Origin of the sequence: Pseudonocardia broussonetiae (genome assembly GCF_013155125.1) — a bacterium.
Classification (GTDB): Bacteria; Actinomycetota; Actinomycetes; order Mycobacteriales; family Pseudonocardiaceae; genus Pseudonocardia; species Pseudonocardia broussonetiae.
This window is the reverse complement of record NZ_CP053564.1, coordinates 2444672-2459147: the sequence shown is the minus strand read 5'-3', so window position 1 is coordinate 2459147 and position 14476 is coordinate 2444672. Positions and strand designations below refer to the sequence as shown.

Genomic DNA, 14476 nt, shown 5'->3' with positions numbered 1-14476 from the left:
CGAACGGGAGTCACAGCTCGGTGACGGACCCGCCTGCTGCCGCGATCTTGTCGCGGGCGCTGCCGGAGAACGCGTGCGCGCTCACCGTGAGCGCGACGCCGTCCAGGTCACCGTTGCCCAGCACCTTGACGGGCTGGTTGCGGCGCACGGCACCGGCCTCGACGAGCTCGTCGGGGCCGACGGTGCCGCCCTGCGGGAACAGGGTGGCCAGGTCGCCGACGTTGACGACCTGGAACTCCACGCGGAACCGGTTGCGGAACCCCTTGAGCTTGGGCAGCCGCATGTGCAGCGGCATCTGCCCGCCCTCGAAGCCCGCGGGCACGCCCTTGCGGGCGCGGGTGCCCTTGGTACCGCGGCCGGCGGTCTTGCCGCCCTTGCCGCCCTCACCGCGTCCGACGCGGGTCTTGGCGGTCTTGGCACCCGGCGCGGGGCGCAGGTGGTGGATCTTGATCGTGGACTCGCTCACGAGTTCACCTCCTCGACCGTGACCAGGTGGCGCACGGTGTGGACCATGCCGCGCACCTGGGGGGTGTCGTCCTTCTCGACGGTCTGCCGGATCTTGCGCAGGCCGAGCGAGAGCATGGTGGCGCGCTGGTTGGCCTTGGCGCCGATGACGCTCTTGCGCTGGGTGATGATCAGCTTCGCCATCAGGCCCTCGCCGCCTGCGCGGCTTCCGCACGCGCCCGCATCATCTGGGCCGGGGCGACGTCCTCGAGCGGCAGGCCACGGCGGGCCGCCACCTCCTCGGGGCGCTGGATCATCTTCAACGCGGCGATCGTCGCGTGGACGACGTTGATCGCGTTGTCGGAGCCCAGGCTCTTGGAGAGGATGTCGTGGATCCCGGCGCACTCCAGCACGGCGCGCACCGGGCCACCGGCGATGACGCCGGTACCGGGGCTCGCCGGGCGGAGGAGGACGACGCCGGCAGCGGCCTCGCCCTGCACCCGGTGGACGATCGTGCCGCCGATGCGGGGGACGCGGAAGAAGTTCTTCTTCGCCTCCTCCACACCCTTGGCGATCGCCGCGGGCACCTCCTTGGCCTTGCCGTAGCCGACGCCCACCAGGCCGTCGCCGTCGCCGACGATCATCAGCGCGGTGAAGCTGAAGCGCCGACCGCCCTTGACGACCTTGGCGACGCGGTTGATCGTGACCAGCCGCTCGATGTACGGGGTCTTGTCCTGGGCCGCCCCGCCACGGCCTCCGTCGCGGCGGTCGCGGCGGTCGCCCGAGTTCGAGCGCTCGCCACCGGGCCCGCTGCTGGGCCCCCCGCCGTCACGCCGTGCGCGTCCCGGCATCAGACGTTCCCTTCCGTGTGAATCATCATCAGAACTCCAGACCGCCCTCGCGGGCGGCGTCGGCCAGGGCCGCGATCCGGCCGTGGTAGCCGTAGCCACCGCGGTCGAACACGACGGCCGTGACGCCGGCCTCGCGGGCGCGGGCGGCCACGAGCTCGCCGACCTTGGCCGCGCGGGCCTTCTTGTCGCCGTCGAGCGCGCGGACGTCGGCCTCCATCGTGGACGCCGAGGCCAGCGTGCGGCCGGCGAGGTCGTCGATGAGCTGGACGACGATGTGCCGTGCGCTGCGGTTGACCGCGAGGCGCGGGCGCTCGGGGCTGCCGCTGACCTTCTTGCGCAGCCGGGCGTGCCGGCGGGTGCGCGAGACGCGGCGCTTGCTGGACACCTGGGAGGCGGTCCGCTTCTTGGCGGCCGCGGAAATCGTGTCGGCCATTACTTACCCGTCTTCCCGACCTTGCGGCGGATGACCTCGCCGGCGTAGCGCACGCCCTTGCCCTTGTACGGGTCGGGCTTGCGCAGCTTGCGGATATTGGCGGCGACCTCGCCGACCAGCTGCTTGTCGATGCCGGAGACCGAGAACCGCGTGGGGGTCTCGACCGCGAAGGTGATGCCCTCGGGCGCCGGGATGACGACCGGGTGGCTGAACCCGAGCGCGAACTCCAGCGTGTTGCCCTTGAGCGCCACGCGGTAACCGACGCCGTGGATCTCCAGCTTCTTCTCGTAGCCGGCGGTGACGCCGACGAAGAGGTTGTTCACGAGGGTGCGCGAGAGGCCGTGGTAGGCCTTGCTCTTGCGCTCCTCGTCCGGGCGCTTGACGACGACGGCACCCGTGTCGTCGCGCTCGATCGTGATCGGCTCGATCACGGTGTGCGACAGAGTGCCCTTGGGCCCCTTCACCGTCACCGTGCGGCCGTCGATGCTGACGTCCACGCCGGAGGGCACGGTGATGGGCAGCTTCCCGATTCGGGACATGGTTCCTACCCCCTCACCAGACGTAGGCGAGGACTTCCCCGCCCACGCCGTTCTTGTGCGCCTGCCGCTCGGTCTGGAGACCGGCGGATGTCGAGATGATGGCCACGCCCAGCCCGCCGAGAACGCGGGGCAGGTTCGTGGACTTGGCGTAGACGCGCAGACCGGGCTTGGAGACCCGGCGCAGGCCGGCGATGCTCCGCTCGCGGTTGCGCCCGTACTTCAGCTCGATGACCAGGGACTTGCCGACCTCGGCGTCCTCGACGGAGTGCGACGCGATGTAGCCCTCGCGCTGGAGGATCTCGGCGATCGACACCTTGAGCTTGGAGTGCGGCATGACCACGCGGTCGTGGTACGCCGAGTTGGCGTTGCGGAGACGCGTGAGCATGTCCGCGATGGGATCGGTCATCGTCATGGTGACGTCACTGCTTTCCCGCCTGGTTCCCCCGGGCTGGCGCCCGGGGGCCTGTGACGATCTGGAGGGGTACTACCAGGAGGACTTGTGGACACCCGGCAGCTCGCCGGCGTGCGCCATCTCGCGGACGCAGATCCGGCAGAGGCCGAACTTGCGCAGCACGGCACGGGGCCGTCCGCACTTCTGGCAGCGGGTGTAGCCGCGGACCTTGAACTTCGGAACGGCCGCGGCCTTGATGCGGAGCGCCTTCTTGGCCATGTCTCACGCCTCCTTGAAAGGGAAGCCGAGCTTGCGGAGCAGCGCACGGCCCTCGTCGTCGGTCGTCGCCGTGGTGACGACCGTGATGTCCATGCCGCGCGGCCGGTCGATCGAGTCGGGGTCGATCTCGTGGAACATCGACTGCTCGTTCAGGCCGAACGTGTAGTTGCCCCGGCCGTCGAACTGCGTGGCCGAGAGACCGCGGAAGTCACGGATGCGCGGCAGCGCGATCGTCAGCAGCCGGTCCAGGAACTCCCACATCCGGTCGCTGCGGAGGGTGACCTTCGCGCCGATCGGCATGCCCTCGCGCAGCTTGAACTGCGCGATGGACTTGGTGGCCCGGCGCATCTGCGGCTTCTGGCCGGTGATGGTGGCCAGGTCGCGCAGCGCGCCGTCGATCAGCTTCGCGTCACGGGCGGCGTCGCCGACACCCATGTTCACGACGACCTTGACGACGCCCGGGATCTGCATGACGTTCGCGTACTCGAACTGCTCGCGCAGCTGGGGCGCGATCTCGTCGCGGTAGCGCTGCTTGAGCCGCGGGACGGTCTTCTCGGTGCCCGTATCGGTCGATGCAGTCACCTCAGATCTCCTTCCCGTTGCTGCGGGCCACGCGGACGCTGCTGCGCTTGCCCTCGTCGTCGCGGGTGACCTGGCGGCCGACCCGGGTGGGGGTGCCGTCGGAGTCGACAACCATCACGTTCGAGACGTGGATGGCGGCCTCCTGCGTGACGATCCCGCCGGACTGCGCGCCGCGCTGGTTCTGGCTGACCCGGGTGTGCTTCTTGATCCGGTTCACGCCCTCGACCAGGACGCGGTCGCGCTCGGGGTAGGCCTGGATGACCTTGCCCTTCGCGCCCTTGTCCTTGCCGGCGATCACCACGACGGTGTCGCCCTTCTTGATCTTCATGGGTTACAGCACCTCCGGCGCGAGGGAGATGATCTTCATGAACTTCTTGTCGCGGAGCTCGCGACCGACCGGTCCGAAGATGCGGGTCCCCCGCGGCTCGCCGTCGGGCTTGATCAGCACGGCGGCGTTCTCGTCGAAACGGATGTAGGAACCATCCGGGCGGCGACGCTCCTTGACGGTGCGCACGATGACGGCCTTGACGACGTCACCGCGCTTCACCCCCGCTCCGGGGATGGCGTCCTTCACCGTGGCGACGATGGTGTCGCCGATCCCCGCGTAGCGCCGAGCCGAACCGCCCAGCACCCGGATGCAGAGGATCTCCTTCGCACCGGTGTTGTCGGCGACGCGCAGTCGCGACTCCTGCTGGATCACTTCGCCTTCTCCAGGATCTCCACCAGGCGCCAGCGCTTGGTGGCCGACAGCGGGCGGGTCTCCATCAGCCGGACGCGGTCGCCGACGCCGGCCGTGTTGGCCTCGTCGTGCGCCTTGATCTTCGTCGTCCGGCGGATGACCTTGCCGTACATCCGGTGCTTCACGCGGTCCTCGACGACGACGACGATCGTCTTCGCCATCTTGTCGGAGACCACGAGACCCTCACGGATCTTGCGCTCGTTCCGCTCCACCTCAGTGGGCGGCGTCTTGGCCGTGTCGGTCATGCCGCACCCTCGTCCTCGGTCGGGGCGGCAGACAGGCCCAGCTCGCGCTCGCGCATGACCGTGTAGATCCGCGCGATGTCGTGCCGGACGGTACGCAGCCGCCGGTTGTTGTCCAGCTGCCCGGTGGCCATCTGGAAGCGGAGGTTGAACAGCTCCTCCTTGGCCTCACGCACGCGGAGCACGAGCTCCTCGTCGGTGAGCTCGCGCAGCTCGGCGGCGGTCGTCGTCGACGCGGCCATCAGATGTCACCACCCTCACGGGTCACGATCCGGCACTTCATGGGCAGCTTGTGGATCGCGCGGCGCAGGGCCTCGCGGGCGAGCTGCTCGTTCGGGTAGCTCATCTCGAACAGGACCCGGCCCGGCTTCACGTTGGACACCCACTTCTCGGGGGAGCCCTTGCCGGAACCCATGCGGGTCTCCGCCGGCTTCTTCGTCAGCGGGCGGTCCGGGAAGATGTTGATCCAGACCTTGCCGCCGCGCTTGATGTGCCGGTTGATGGCGATACGGGCGGACTCGATCTGCCGGTTGGTGACGTAGGCGGGCTCGAGGGCCTGGATGCCGTACTCACCGAACGTCACGCGGGTGCCGCCCGAGGCCGCACCGGTGCGGTGCGGACGGTGCTGCTTGCGGTGCTTGACCCTGCGGGGGATCAGCATGGTCAGGCCTCCCCACCGGTCGCGTCGTTCGTGGACGGCGCCGGAGCGTCGACCGTGGCGGTGGCGGTGCCACCGGCGGACGACTCGGCGGCGGCGCGGCCGGCCTCGGTGCCGGAGCCCGTGGTGCCCGAGGCACCCGAGCGACGGCGGGCCGGACGCTCGCGGCGCGGGCCGCGGTCGCCACCGGGGGCCGCGGCCGCAGCCGGGGCACCCTCGCGACGACCACCGACGACGTCACCCTTGTAGATCCACACCTTGACGCCGATGCGCCCGAACGTGGTGCGGGCCTCGAACAGGCCGTAGTCGATGTCGGCGCGCAGCGTGTGCAGCGGGACGCGACCCTCGCGGTAGAACTCCGAGCGCGACATCTCCGCGCCGCCGAGACGACCCGAGCACTGGACCCGGATCCCCTTGACCTGCGGGGAGCGCATGGCCGACTGGATGGCCTTGCGCATCGCGCGGCGGAACGCCACGCGGTTGGACAGCTGCTCGGCCACGCCCTGCGCGACGAGCTGGGCGTCCGACTCGGAGTTCTTGACCTCGAGGATGTTGAGCTGGACCTGCTTCTTGGTCAGCTTCTCGAGGTTGCCGCGGATGCGGTCGGCCTCGGCGCCGCGCCGGCCGATCACGATGCCCGGGCGCGCGGTGTGGATGTCCACCCGCACGCGGTCCCGGGTGCGCTCGATCTCGACCTTGGAGATGCCGGCCCGCTCCATGCCCTTGGATAGCATGCGGCGGATCTCGACGTCCTCCTTGACGTACTCGGCGTACTGCTTGTCGGCGTACCAGCGCGACTTCCAGTCGGTGGTGATACCGAGGCGGAAGCCGTGCGGGTTGATCTTCTGACCCATTAGCGGGTCCTCCCCTTCGCACCACGAGCGCCGCGCCCGTTCTTGGCGGGCTGCGACTCGACCTCGACGGTGATGTGGCTCGTGCGCTTGCGGATCCGGTACGCGCGGCCCTGGGCCCGCGGTCGGATGCGCTTGAGCGTCGGGCCCTCGTCGGCCATGGCCGCGGCCACCACGAGGGTGTCCGGGTCCAGGTCGAGGTTGTTCTGGGCGTTGGCCGCCGCGCTGGCGACCACCTTGTACAGGGGCTCGCAGGCAGCCTGCGGCGAGAACCGCAGGATGTCGAGGGCCTCCTGGACCGGTCGTCCCTTGATCAGTGCGACGACGCGCCGCACCTTCGTCGGGGACATGTGCACGTACCGCGCCACCGCGCGCGCCCGGACGGGCGCGGCGGCAGTGCCTTCGGCTGTGTCAGCCATGGTCACTTCCTCCTGCTCCGTCTCAGCGCCTGCGCGACTTGCGGTCGTCCTTGATGTGGCCCCGGAAGGTCCGCGTGGGCGCGAACTCCCCCAGCTTGTGGCCGACCATCGAGTCCGACACGAACACCGGCACGTGCTTGCGGCCGTCGTGCACCGCGATCGTGTGCCCGATCATGTCGGGGATGATGGTCGACCGTCGGGACCAGGTCCGGATGACGGTCTTCTTGCCCGACTCGTTGAGGACGTCCACCTTCTTGAGCAGGTGGTCATCCACGAACGGGCCCTTCTTCAGGCTGCGTGGCATCTTTTACCTCCCTGCTCAGCGCTTGTTCTTGCCGGTGCGGCGGCGGCGGACGATCAACTTGTCGGACGGCTTGGTGCGGCGGGTGCGGCCCTCGGGCTTGCCCGCGGGGTTGACCGGGTGGCGACCACCGGAGGTCTTGCCCTCACCACCACCGTGCGGGTGGTCGACCGGGTTCATGGCCACACCGCGGACGGTCGGGCGCTTGCCCTTCCACCGCATGCGGCCGGCCTTGCCCCAGTTGATGTTGGAGTGGTCGGAGTTGCCGACCTCACCGATCGTGGCGCGGCAGCGCACGTCGACGTTGCGGATCTCGCCCGAGGGCAGCCGGAGCTGCGCGTACGGGCCGTCCTTCGCGACGAGCTGCACCTTCGCGCCCGCGGACCGCGCCATCTTCGCGCCGCCGCCGGGGCGGAGCTCGATCGCGTGGATCACGGTGCCGGTGGGGATGTTGCGGAGCGGCAGGTTGTTGCCGACCTTGATGTCGGCACGGGGACCGGCCTCGACCCTGTCGCCCTGCTTCAGCTTCTCCGGCGCGATGATGTAGCGCTTCTCGCCGTCGGCGTAGTGCAGCAGTGCGATCCGCGAGGTGCGGTTCGGGTCGTACTCGATCTCGGCGACCCGGGCCGGCACGCCGTCCTTGTCGTTCCGGCGGAAGTCGATCAGCCGGTACGCGCGCTTGTGGCCACCGCCCTGGTGACGGGTGGTGATGCGCCCGTGGGCGTTGCGGCCGCCCTTGGAGTGCAGCGGGCGGACCAGCGACTTCTCCGGCGTCGACCGGGTGATCTCGGCGAAGTCCGAGACGCTGGAGCCGCGGCGACCGGGGGTCGTCGGCTTGTACTTGCGGATACCCATGTCCTACGCCCCTGCCCGGCCACCGAAGACGTCGATCGTCCGGCTCTCCTCGGAGAGCGTGACGATCGCGCGCTTCGTGTCCCTGCGCTTGCCGTAGCCGGTGCGGGAGCGCTTGCGCTTCCCGTTGCGGTTCAGGGTGTTCACGGAGAGCACCTTGACGCCGAACACCTTCTCGACAGCGATCTTGATCTCGGTCTTGTTCGCGTCCGGCTTCACGAGGAAGGTGTACTGGCGCTCCTCGAGCAGCCCGTAGCTCTTCTCGGAGACGACCGGAGCGAGCAGGATGTCCCGCGGATCGGGGATCACTTGCCCTCCTCCTTCTCGCGCTGCGACGGCGGCAGCTGGAAGCCGGCGGCCTCCGCGGCCTCGGCGGTGGCGAACCAGACCTCGGCCACGGTGCGGGCGTAGAACGAGCTGCCCGGCACGTGGTAGAGCATCGAGTCCGCGTTGCCCTTGACGGGGAAGCCCTCGGGCGCCGAGCCGTCGGCCAGCGGAGCGCGGCTCTGCGGGCCGTAGGGCGCGTCGTCGGTGTCGTCGGCCGCGTCCGCCTGCGCGGCGGGGGCCTTCTTCACCAGCGTCTGCGGCTCGGCCGCGGCGGCCGACTTCCGCGTGGGCGCGGCGATCGGACCGGCGAGGAAGGTCTCGAGCGACTCCTCGGTGAACAGCACGACGTCGTTGACGAGCACGTCGTAGGTGTTCAGCTGGTCCGGCGCGATGAGGTGCACGGCCTGCAGGTTGCGCAGGCTGAGCTGGCTCGCGACGTCCTCGCGGCCGACCACGGCGAGCACGCGGTGCCCGGGGTCGCTCACGAGGCCCTCGATCGCCTTGCGCGCGGCCTTGGTCGACGGCGCGTCACCCGTGGTGAGCGAGTCGACGACGATCACGCGGCCGGCGCGGGCCCGGTCGGAGAGGGCGCCGCGCAGGGCGGCGGCCTTCATCTTCTTGGGCGTCTTCTGGGTGTAGTCGCGCGGCGTCGGGCCGTGGACCGTGCCACCGCCGGCGAACTGCGGCGCGCGGGTCGAGCCCTGGCGGGCGCGGCCGGTGCCCTTCTGGCGGTACGGCTTCTTGCCGCCACCGCGAACCTCACCGCGGGTCTTCGTGTCGTGCGTGCCCTGGCGGGCGGCGGCCAGCTGGGCCACCACCACCTGGTGCATCAGCGGCACGTTCGCGGTGACGTCGAAGACGTGGGCGGGGAGATCCGCCTTCACGGTCGTCGTCATGCCTTCACACCACCCTTCGCGGGGCTCTTGACCAGCAGGAGGCCGCCACGGGGGCCGGGGACGGCACCCTTGATCAGCAGCAGGCCGCGCTCGGCGTCGACCCGGAACACGGTGAGGTTCTGGGTGGTGACGCGCGCGACGCCCATGCGGCCGGCCATCTTGATGCCCTTGAAGACGCGACCGGGGGTCGCGCAGCCGCCGATGGAGCCGGGCGAGCGGTGCTTGCGCTGCACGCCGTGGCTCGCGCCGAGGCCGTGGAAGCCGTGGCGCTTCATGACACCGGCGGTGCCCTTGCCCTTGCTGGTGCCGACCACGTCGACCACCGCGCCGGCCTCGAAGACCTCGGCGGTGATCTCCTGGCCGGGCGAGTACTCGCCGGCGTCGGAGGTGCGCAGCTCGACCAGGTGGCGGCGCGGCGTGGTGCCGGCCTTCGCGAAGTGGCCGGTGCGCGGCTTGTTCACCTTGCGCGGGTCGATGGCGCCGTACGCCAGCTGGACGGCGACGTAGCCGTCCTTCTCGGCGGTCCGCACCTGGGTCACCACGTTGGGGCCCGCCTGGACCACGGTGACCGGGACCACCCGGTTGTTCTCGTCGAAGACCTGGGTCATCCCGAGCTTGGTGCCCAGGATCCCGGTGATCTGCCTCTCGCTCATGATTCCGTCAGCCCTACTGGATGTTGACGTCGACGGACGCCGGCAGGTCGATGCGCATGAGCGCGTCGACGGTCTTCGGCGTCGGGTCGAGGATGTCGATGAGCCGCTTGTGGGTGCGCATCTCGAAGTGCTCGCGCGAGTCCTTGTACTTGTGCGGCGAGCGGATGACGCAGTAGATGTTCTTCTCCGTGGGCAGAGGCACCGGCCCGACGACCCGAGCACCCGTGCGCGTGACCGTCTCGACGATCTTGCGCGCGGAGGCGTCGATGGCCTCGTGGTCGTAGGCCTTCAGCCTGATGCGGATCTTTTGTCCCGCCATGGTCGTCGGTCGTCCTTCTCATCCTGGGAGCGTGCTACGGGCGGTTCCGGGTCGGGCCCGGCCCGTGGACCGGCGCAGCCACTCCGCCTGGTCAGCACGGGGCGGCTGTCGGTTCGCACGGTCTGGGCTCCGGTCCACGAGGTCGGGCGTGTCGCGCCCGACTCGCACACCGGTCCCCGGGATCACCCACGACCCCGGGGGGTCGCTGTGCTCGGGGGGTCCGCACCGGGGCGGCCCGCGATCGCTCGCGGGCCGACGCCCGATGCGCAACCCGTCAAGGATGCCACACGGACGTGCGGCATCCTCGACCGGGGTGGTGCGGTACTACTTGGTGATCTTGGTGACCTGGCCGGCGCCGACGGTCCGGCCACCCTCGCGGATGGCGAACTGCAGGCCCTCCTCCATGGCGATCGGCTGGATCAGCTTCACGTCCATGAGGGTGTTGTCGCCCGGCATGACCATCTCGGTGCCGCTGGGCAGGGTCACCACGCCGGTGACGTCCGTCGTCCGGAAGTAGAACTGGGGACGGTAGTTGTTGAAGAACGGCGTGTGACGGCCACCCTCGTCCTTGGACAGGATGTAGACCTGGCCCTGGAACTCGGTGTGCGGGGTGGTGGTGCCCGGCTTGGTCACGACCATGCCGCGCTCGACCTGCTCGCGCTTGATGCCGCGGAGCAGCAGCGCCGCGTTGTCGCCGGCGCGACCCTCGTCGAGGAACTTCTTGAACATCTCGATGGACGTGGTGGTCGTCTTGAAGGACTTCTCCTTGATGCCGACGATCTCCACCTCCTCGTTCACCTTGACGATGCCGCGCTCGATGCGACCGGTGACGACGGTGCCACGACCGGAGATCGTGAAGACGTCCTCGACCGGCATCAGGAACGGACGGTCGACGTCGCGCTCGGGCTCCGGGATCGACTCGTCGACGGCGTCCATGAGCTCGAGCAGCTTCTCGGCCCACTCGGCGTCGCCCTCGAGGGCCTTGAGCGCCGAGACGCGGACGATCGGCAGGTCGTCGCCCGGGTAGTCCTGAGCCGAGAGCAGCTCGCGGACCTCGAGCTCGACGAGCTCCAGGATCTCCTCGTCGTCCACCATGTCGGCCTTGTTCAGCGCGACGACGATGTACGGCACGCCGACCTGGCGGGCGAGCAGCACGTGCTCGCGCGTCTGGGGCATGGGGCCGTCGGTGGCGGCGACTACGAGGATGGCGCCGTCCATCTGGGCCGCACCGGTGATCATGTTCTTGATGTAGTCGGCGTGCCCGGGGCAGTCGACGTGCGCGTAGTGGCGCTTCTCGGTCTGGTACTCGACGTGCGCGATCGAGATCGTGATGCCGCGCTGGCGCTCCTCGGGAGCCTTGTCGATCTGGTCGAACGCCGACGCCGCGTTGAGCGTCGGGAACTTGTCGTGCAGAACCTTGGTGATGGCCGCCGTCAGCGTGGTCTTACCGTGGTCGATGTGACCGATGGTGCCGATGTTGACGTGCGGCTTGGTCCGCTCGAACTTCGCCTTCGCCACTGGGGAATCCTCCTGGACTGAGTGACTTCATCCGCCGTGCTGACGGGGGGTCTGTGGGTCGTACCGGGTCCGGCGGGCCCGTGGTGGGCCCGCCGGGGACTTACTCGCCCGTGGCCTTGGCGATGATCTCCTTGGCCACGTTGGTCGGGACCTCCGCGTAGGAGTCGAAGACCATGGTGTAGTTCGCCCGGCCCTGGGTCCGCGACCGCAGGTCGCCGACGTAGCCGAACATCTCGGACAGCGGCACCAGCGCCTTGACGACGCGTGCGCCCGCCCGCTCCTCCATGGCCTGGATCTGGCCGCGGCGGGAGTTGAGGTCGCCGATCACCTCACCCATGTAGTCCTCGGGCGTGGTGACCTCGACGGCCATCATCGGCTCGAGCAGCGCCGGGCTGGCCTGACGTGCGGCCTCCTTGAGCGCGATCGAGCCGGCGACCTTGAACGCCATCTCGGAGGAGTCGACCTCGTGGTAGGCGCCGTCGACCAGGGTCAGCTTGACCCCGACCAGCGGGAAGCCCGCGAGGATGCCGTACTGCATGGCGTCCTGCGCACCGGCGTCGACCGACGGGATGTACTCCCGCGGGATGCGGCCACCGGTGACCTTGTTGTCGAACTCGTACAGCGCACCGTCGGCGGTGTCGAGCGGCTCGATGGTGATGATCACCTTCGCGAACTGCCCCGAGCCACCGGTCTGCTTCTTGTGCGTGTAGCTGTACTTCTCCACGGGGCGGCGGATCGTCTCGCGGTACGCCACCTGCGGCTTGCCGATGTTCGCCTCGACCTTGTAGTCGGTCTTCATGCGGTTCACCAGCACCTCGAGGTGCAGCTCCCCCATGCCGGCGAGGATGGTCTGGCCGGACTCCTCGTCCTGCGTGACCTGGAAGGTGGGGTCCTCCTCGGCCAGCTTCTGGATCGCGACGCCCAGCTTCTCCTGGTCGGCCTTGGTCTTCGGCTCGACCGCGACCTGGATGACCGGGTCGGGGAAGGACATCGACTCGAGCACGATGGGGTGCTGCGGGTCCGACAGGGTCTCCCCCGTCGTCGTGTCCTTCAGGCCGATGACCGCGTAGATGTGGCCGGCCTGGGCCTCGTCGACCGGGTTCTCCTTGTTGGCCTGCATCTGGAACATCTTCCCGATGCGCTCCTTGCGGTCCTTGGTCGAGTTGACGACCTGGGAGCCCGCAGCGACCTTGCCGGAGTAGACCCGGATGTAGGTGAGCTTGCCGAAGAACGGGTGCGCGGCGATCTTGAAGGCGAGCGCGGAGAACGGCTCGGTGACGTCCGGCTTGCGCGACTGCGCCGTCTCGCCGTCCTGCAGCGTGCCCTCGACCGGCGGCACGTCGAGCGGGGACGGCAGGTAGGCGATGACCGCGTCGAGCATGGGCTGGACGCCCTTGTTCTTGTACGCGGACCCGCAGAGCACCGGGTAGGCGATGCGGTCGGTCACGATCTTGCGGATGCCGTGCTTGATCTGCTCGACCGTGAGCTCCTCGCCACCGAGGTAGAGCTCCATGAGCTCGTCGTCGGTCTCGGCGACGGCCTCGACGAGGGCCGTGCGGTACTCCGCGGCCTTGTCGACCAGGTCGGCCGGGATCTCCTCGACGGTGTAGTCCTCACCGATCTTGACCTCGCCGCGCCATGTGAGCGCGCGCATCTCGACCAGGTCGACGACGCCGATGAAGTCGTTCTCGGAACCGATCGGCAGCTGCAGGGGCAGCGGCGTGGCGCCGAGGCGCTCCTTGATCGTCCGCACGGTGAAGTAGAAGTCCGCACCGAGCTTGTCCATCTTGTTGACGAAGCAGATGCGCGGCACGTCGTACTTGGTGGCCTGCCGCCAGACCTGCTCGGACTGCGGCTCGACCCCCTCCTTGCCGTCGAAGACCGCCACCGCGCCGTCGAGCACCCGCAGGGAGCGCTCGACCTCGACCGTGAAGTCGACGTGGCCGGGGGTGTCGATGATGTTGATCTGGTGGTCTTTCCAGAAGCAGGTGATCGCGGCGCTGGTGATCGTGATGCCGCGCTTCTGCTCCTCCTCCATCCAGTCCATCGTGGCCGCGCCGTCGTGGACCTCACCGATCTTGTAGTTCAGACCGGTGTAGTACAGGATCCGCTCGGTCGTGGTGGTCTTGCCGGCGTCGATGTGGGCCATGATGCCGATGTTGCGGACCTTGCCCAGGTCCGTCAGCACGTCGCGTGCCACAGCTATCTCGCTTCCCTCAACAGGTTGGCGCGGACGATCGGCCCGTCACCAGCGGTAGTGGGCGAAGGCCTTGTTGGACTCCGCCATCTTGTGCATGTCCTCGCGCCGCTTGACGGCGGCACCCAGACCGTTGCTCGCGTCGAGGAGCTCGTTCATGAGCCGCTCGACCATGGTCTTCTCGCGGCGCTGCCCGGCGTACGACACCAGCCAGCGCAGGCCCAGCGTGGTCTGCCGGACGGCACGGACCTCGACGGGCACCTGGTAGGTGGCGCCACCGACGCGGCGGCTGCGCACCTCCAGGGCGGGCTTGACGTTGTCGAGCGCGCGCTTGAGCGTGACGACCGGGTCGGCCCCGGTCTTCTCCCGCGTGCCCTCGAGGGCCGCGTAGACGATCCGCTCGGCGAGGCTGCGCTTGCCGTCCTGGAGCACCTTGTTCACCAGCTGGGTGACCAGCGGCGAGCTGTAGACCGGGTCGGAGACCAGCGGTCGCTTCGGAGCAGGGCCCTTGCGAGGCATCAGCTCTTCTCCTTCTTCGCGCCGTAGCGGCTGCGAGCCTGCTTGCGGTTCTTCACGCCCTGCGTGTCCAGCGAGCCGCGGACGATCTTGTAGCGGACACCCGGGAGGTCCTTCACGCGGCCACCGCGCACCAGGACGATCGAGTGCTCCTGGAGGTTGTGGCCCTCACCGGGGATGTAGGCCGTGATCTCCATCTGGCTGGTCAGCTTGACGCGCGCGACCTTGCGAAGCGCCGAGTTCGGCTTCTTCGGGGTCGTCGTGTAGACGCGCGTGCAGACGCCGCGGCGCTGGGGACTCCCCTTGAGCGCGGCCGTCTTCGTCTTGGTGGCCTTGTCCTGACGGCCCTTGCGGACCAGCTGCTGGATCGTGGGCATGAACCGTCTGCTTCTTCCCGTCGGTGGTGCTGGTGCACTGCGTCTGTCGTGTCGAGCTGGGTCGTGCTGGGGAGGCCGGCTGCACCGGCCGC

Annotated in this window: 25 protein-coding genes; all 25 read right to left on the bottom strand. The window is 69.3% G+C overall.

Annotated elements, in window-relative coordinates:
- Positions 1-10: 10 nt before the first annotated feature.
- Positions 11-466: a 50S ribosomal protein L15 gene (gene rplO, locus HOP40_RS12240; RefSeq protein ID WP_218588921.1), complete on the bottom strand. Its 456-nt coding sequence runs from the start codon at positions 464-466 to the stop codon at positions 11-13.
- Positions 463-648 carry a 50S ribosomal protein L30 gene (rpmD, locus tag HOP40_RS12235; protein ID WP_172157801.1) on the bottom strand — a complete coding sequence of 62 codons (186 nt, stop codon included), beginning with the start codon at positions 646-648 and terminating at the stop codon, positions 463-465. The genes rplO and rpmD overlap by 4 nt, the downstream gene beginning before the upstream one ends.
- Positions 648-1295 (bottom strand): 30S ribosomal protein S5, encoded by a 648-nt coding sequence (rpsE, locus tag HOP40_RS12230; protein ID WP_172157799.1) that lies wholly within the window; start codon positions 1293-1295, stop codon positions 648-650. The genes rpmD and rpsE overlap by 1 nt, the downstream gene beginning before the upstream one ends.
- 28 nt (positions 1296-1323) lie before the next feature.
- The gene (gene rplR, locus HOP40_RS12225; RefSeq protein WP_172157797.1) at positions 1324-1728 is read right to left on the bottom strand and encodes a 50S ribosomal protein L18; all 405 of its coding nucleotides are present in this window, start codon (positions 1726-1728) and stop codon (positions 1324-1326) included.
- Complete coding sequence (gene rplF / locus HOP40_RS12220; RefSeq protein ID WP_172157795.1) at positions 1728-2267, bottom strand: 50S ribosomal protein L6; 540 nt, start codon at positions 2265-2267, stop codon at positions 1728-1730. The genes rplR and rplF overlap by 1 nt, the downstream gene beginning before the upstream one ends.
- A gap of 13 nt (positions 2268-2280) precedes the next feature.
- Positions 2281-2679, bottom strand: a complete 399-nt coding sequence (gene rpsH, locus HOP40_RS12215) for a 30S ribosomal protein S8 (protein WP_141278869.1) — start codon at positions 2677-2679, stop codon at positions 2281-2283.
- 72 nt (positions 2680-2751) lie between these two features.
- Positions 2752-2937: a type Z 30S ribosomal protein S14 gene (locus tag HOP40_RS12210; protein ID WP_172157793.1), complete on the bottom strand. Its 186-nt coding sequence runs from the start codon at positions 2935-2937 to the stop codon at positions 2752-2754.
- 3 nt (positions 2938-2940) lie between these two features.
- A complete protein-coding gene (gene rplE, locus HOP40_RS12205) occupies positions 2941-3519 on the bottom strand; it encodes a 50S ribosomal protein L5 (protein WP_172157784.1) in 579 nt (192 codons plus the stop codon).
- A gap of 1 nt (position 3520) precedes the next feature.
- On the bottom strand, positions 3521-3847 hold the full coding sequence (gene rplX, locus HOP40_RS12200; protein WP_172157782.1) for a 50S ribosomal protein L24: 327 nt from the start codon (positions 3845-3847) through the stop codon (positions 3521-3523).
- Positions 3848-3850: 3 nt separating this feature from the next.
- Positions 3851-4219 (bottom strand): 50S ribosomal protein L14, encoded by a 369-nt coding sequence (gene rplN / locus HOP40_RS12195; protein WP_172157780.1) that lies wholly within the window; start codon positions 4217-4219, stop codon positions 3851-3853.
- Complete coding sequence (rpsQ, locus tag HOP40_RS12190; RefSeq protein ID WP_172157778.1) at positions 4216-4503, bottom strand: 30S ribosomal protein S17; 288 nt, start codon at positions 4501-4503, stop codon at positions 4216-4218. Before rpsQ ends, rplN begins: the two co-directional genes overlap by 4 nt.
- Positions 4500-4742 carry a 50S ribosomal protein L29 gene (rpmC, locus tag HOP40_RS12185; protein ID WP_172157776.1) on the bottom strand — a complete coding sequence of 81 codons (243 nt, stop codon included), beginning with the start codon at positions 4740-4742 and terminating at the stop codon, positions 4500-4502. The genes rpsQ and rpmC overlap by 4 nt, the downstream gene beginning before the upstream one ends.
- Positions 4742-5161, bottom strand: a complete 420-nt coding sequence (gene rplP, locus HOP40_RS12180; RefSeq protein WP_141278862.1) for a 50S ribosomal protein L16 — start codon at positions 5159-5161, stop codon at positions 4742-4744. The genes rpmC and rplP overlap by 1 nt, the downstream gene beginning before the upstream one ends.
- 2 nt (positions 5162-5163) lie before the next feature.
- A complete protein-coding gene (rpsC, locus tag HOP40_RS12175; protein ID WP_172157774.1) occupies positions 5164-6012 on the bottom strand; it encodes a 30S ribosomal protein S3 in 849 nt (282 codons plus the stop codon).
- Complete coding sequence (gene rplV / locus HOP40_RS12170; RefSeq protein ID WP_172157772.1) at positions 6012-6428, bottom strand: 50S ribosomal protein L22; 417 nt, start codon at positions 6426-6428, stop codon at positions 6012-6014. The genes rpsC and rplV overlap by 1 nt, the downstream gene beginning before the upstream one ends.
- Before the next feature lie 22 nt (positions 6429-6450).
- Positions 6451-6732, bottom strand: coding sequence for a 30S ribosomal protein S19 (gene rpsS / locus HOP40_RS12165; RefSeq protein WP_141278859.1), 282 nt, complete (start codon positions 6730-6732; stop codon positions 6451-6453).
- A 15-nt stretch (positions 6733-6747) separates the two neighbouring features.
- Entirely contained in the window at positions 6748-7584 is an 837-nt protein-coding gene (gene rplB, locus HOP40_RS12160) for a 50S ribosomal protein L2 (protein WP_172157762.1), read from the bottom strand.
- Positions 7585-7587: 3 nt separating this feature from the next.
- Positions 7588-7890, bottom strand: a complete 303-nt coding sequence (gene rplW / locus HOP40_RS12155) for a 50S ribosomal protein L23 (protein WP_172157760.1) — start codon at positions 7888-7890, stop codon at positions 7588-7590.
- On the bottom strand, positions 7887-8804 hold the full coding sequence (gene rplD / locus HOP40_RS12150) for a 50S ribosomal protein L4, sunset domain variant (protein ID WP_172157758.1): 918 nt from the start codon (positions 8802-8804) through the stop codon (positions 7887-7889). The genes rplW and rplD overlap by 4 nt, the downstream gene beginning before the upstream one ends.
- Positions 8801-9457, bottom strand: coding sequence for a 50S ribosomal protein L3 (gene rplC / locus HOP40_RS12145; protein ID WP_172157756.1), 657 nt, complete (start codon positions 9455-9457; stop codon positions 8801-8803). Before rplC ends, rplD begins: the two co-directional genes overlap by 4 nt.
- 13 nt (positions 9458-9470) lie before the next feature.
- Positions 9471-9776 carry a 30S ribosomal protein S10 gene (gene rpsJ, locus HOP40_RS12140; protein WP_040804197.1) on the bottom strand — a complete coding sequence of 102 codons (306 nt, stop codon included), beginning with the start codon at positions 9774-9776 and terminating at the stop codon, positions 9471-9473.
- A gap of 324 nt (positions 9777-10100) precedes the next feature.
- Positions 10101-11294, bottom strand: coding sequence for an elongation factor Tu (gene tuf, locus HOP40_RS12135; RefSeq protein WP_172157753.1), 1194 nt, complete (start codon positions 11292-11294; stop codon positions 10101-10103).
- Between the two features lie 100 nt (positions 11295-11394).
- The gene (fusA, locus tag HOP40_RS12130; RefSeq protein WP_172157751.1) at positions 11395-13494 is read right to left on the bottom strand and encodes an elongation factor G; all 2100 of its coding nucleotides are present in this window, start codon (positions 13492-13494) and stop codon (positions 11395-11397) included.
- Positions 13495-13539: 45 nt separating this feature from the next.
- Entirely contained in the window at positions 13540-14010 is a 471-nt protein-coding gene (gene rpsG, locus HOP40_RS12125) for a 30S ribosomal protein S7 (RefSeq protein ID WP_172157749.1), read from the bottom strand.
- On the bottom strand, positions 14010-14384 hold the full coding sequence (gene rpsL / locus HOP40_RS12120; protein ID WP_141278851.1) for a 30S ribosomal protein S12: 375 nt from the start codon (positions 14382-14384) through the stop codon (positions 14010-14012). Before rpsL ends, rpsG begins: the two co-directional genes overlap by 1 nt.
- Positions 14385-14476: the final 92 nt, after the last annotated feature.

Bases quoted from the DNA above. Each gene is read 5' to 3' on its own strand.
- rpmD (WP_172157801.1), bottom strand. From the start codon at position 648: ATGGCGAAGCTGATCATCACCCAGCGCAAGAGCGTCATCGGCGCCAAG.
- rpsE (WP_172157799.1), bottom strand. From the start codon at position 1,295: ATGCCGGGACGCGCACGGCGTGACGGCGGGGGGCCCAGCAGCGGGCCC.
- rplR (WP_172157797.1), bottom strand. From the start codon at position 1,728: ATGGCCGACACGATTTCCGCGGCCGCCAAGAAGCGGACCGCCTCCCAG.
- rplF (WP_172157795.1), bottom strand. From the start codon at position 2,267: ATGTCCCGAATCGGGAAGCTGCCCATCACCGTGCCCTCCGGCGTGGAC.
- rpsH (WP_141278869.1), bottom strand. From the start codon at position 2,679: ATGACGATGACCGATCCCATCGCGGACATGCTCACGCGTCTCCGCAAC.
- HOP40_RS12210 (WP_172157793.1), bottom strand. From the start codon at position 2,937: ATGGCCAAGAAGGCGCTCCGCATCAAGGCCGCGGCCGTTCCGAAGTTC.
- rplX (WP_172157782.1), bottom strand. From the start codon at position 3,847: ATGAAGATCAAGAAGGGCGACACCGTCGTGGTGATCGCCGGCAAGGAC.
- rpsQ (WP_172157778.1), bottom strand. From the start codon at position 4,503: ATGACCGACACGGCCAAGACGCCGCCCACTGAGGTGGAGCGGAACGAG.
- rpmC (WP_172157776.1), bottom strand. From the start codon at position 4,742: ATGGCCGCGTCGACGACGACCGCCGCCGAGCTGCGCGAGCTCACCGAC.
- rplP (WP_141278862.1), bottom strand. From the start codon at position 5,161: ATGCTGATCCCCCGCAGGGTCAAGCACCGCAAGCAGCACCGTCCGCAC.
- rpsC (WP_172157774.1), bottom strand. From the start codon at position 6,012: ATGGGTCAGAAGATCAACCCGCACGGCTTCCGCCTCGGTATCACCACC.
- rplV (WP_172157772.1), bottom strand. From the start codon at position 6,428: ATGGCTGACACAGCCGAAGGCACTGCCGCCGCGCCCGTCCGGGCGCGC.
- rpsS (WP_141278859.1), bottom strand. From the start codon at position 6,732: ATGCCACGCAGCCTGAAGAAGGGCCCGTTCGTGGATGACCACCTGCTC.
- rplB (WP_172157762.1), bottom strand. From the start codon at position 7,584: ATGGGTATCCGCAAGTACAAGCCGACGACCCCCGGTCGCCGCGGCTCC.
- rplD (WP_172157758.1), bottom strand. From the start codon at position 8,804: ATGACGACGACCGTGAAGGCGGATCTCCCCGCCCACGTCTTCGACGTC.
- rplC (WP_172157756.1), bottom strand. From the start codon at position 9,457: ATGAGCGAGAGGCAGATCACCGGGATCCTGGGCACCAAGCTCGGGATG.
- rpsJ (WP_040804197.1), bottom strand. From the start codon at position 9,776: ATGGCGGGACAAAAGATCCGCATCAGGCTGAAGGCCTACGACCACGAG.
- rpsG (WP_172157749.1), bottom strand. From the start codon at position 14,010: ATGCCTCGCAAGGGCCCTGCTCCGAAGCGACCGCTGGTCTCCGACCCG.
- rpsL (WP_141278851.1), bottom strand. From the start codon at position 14,384: ATGCCCACGATCCAGCAGCTGGTCCGCAAGGGCCGTCAGGACAAGGCC.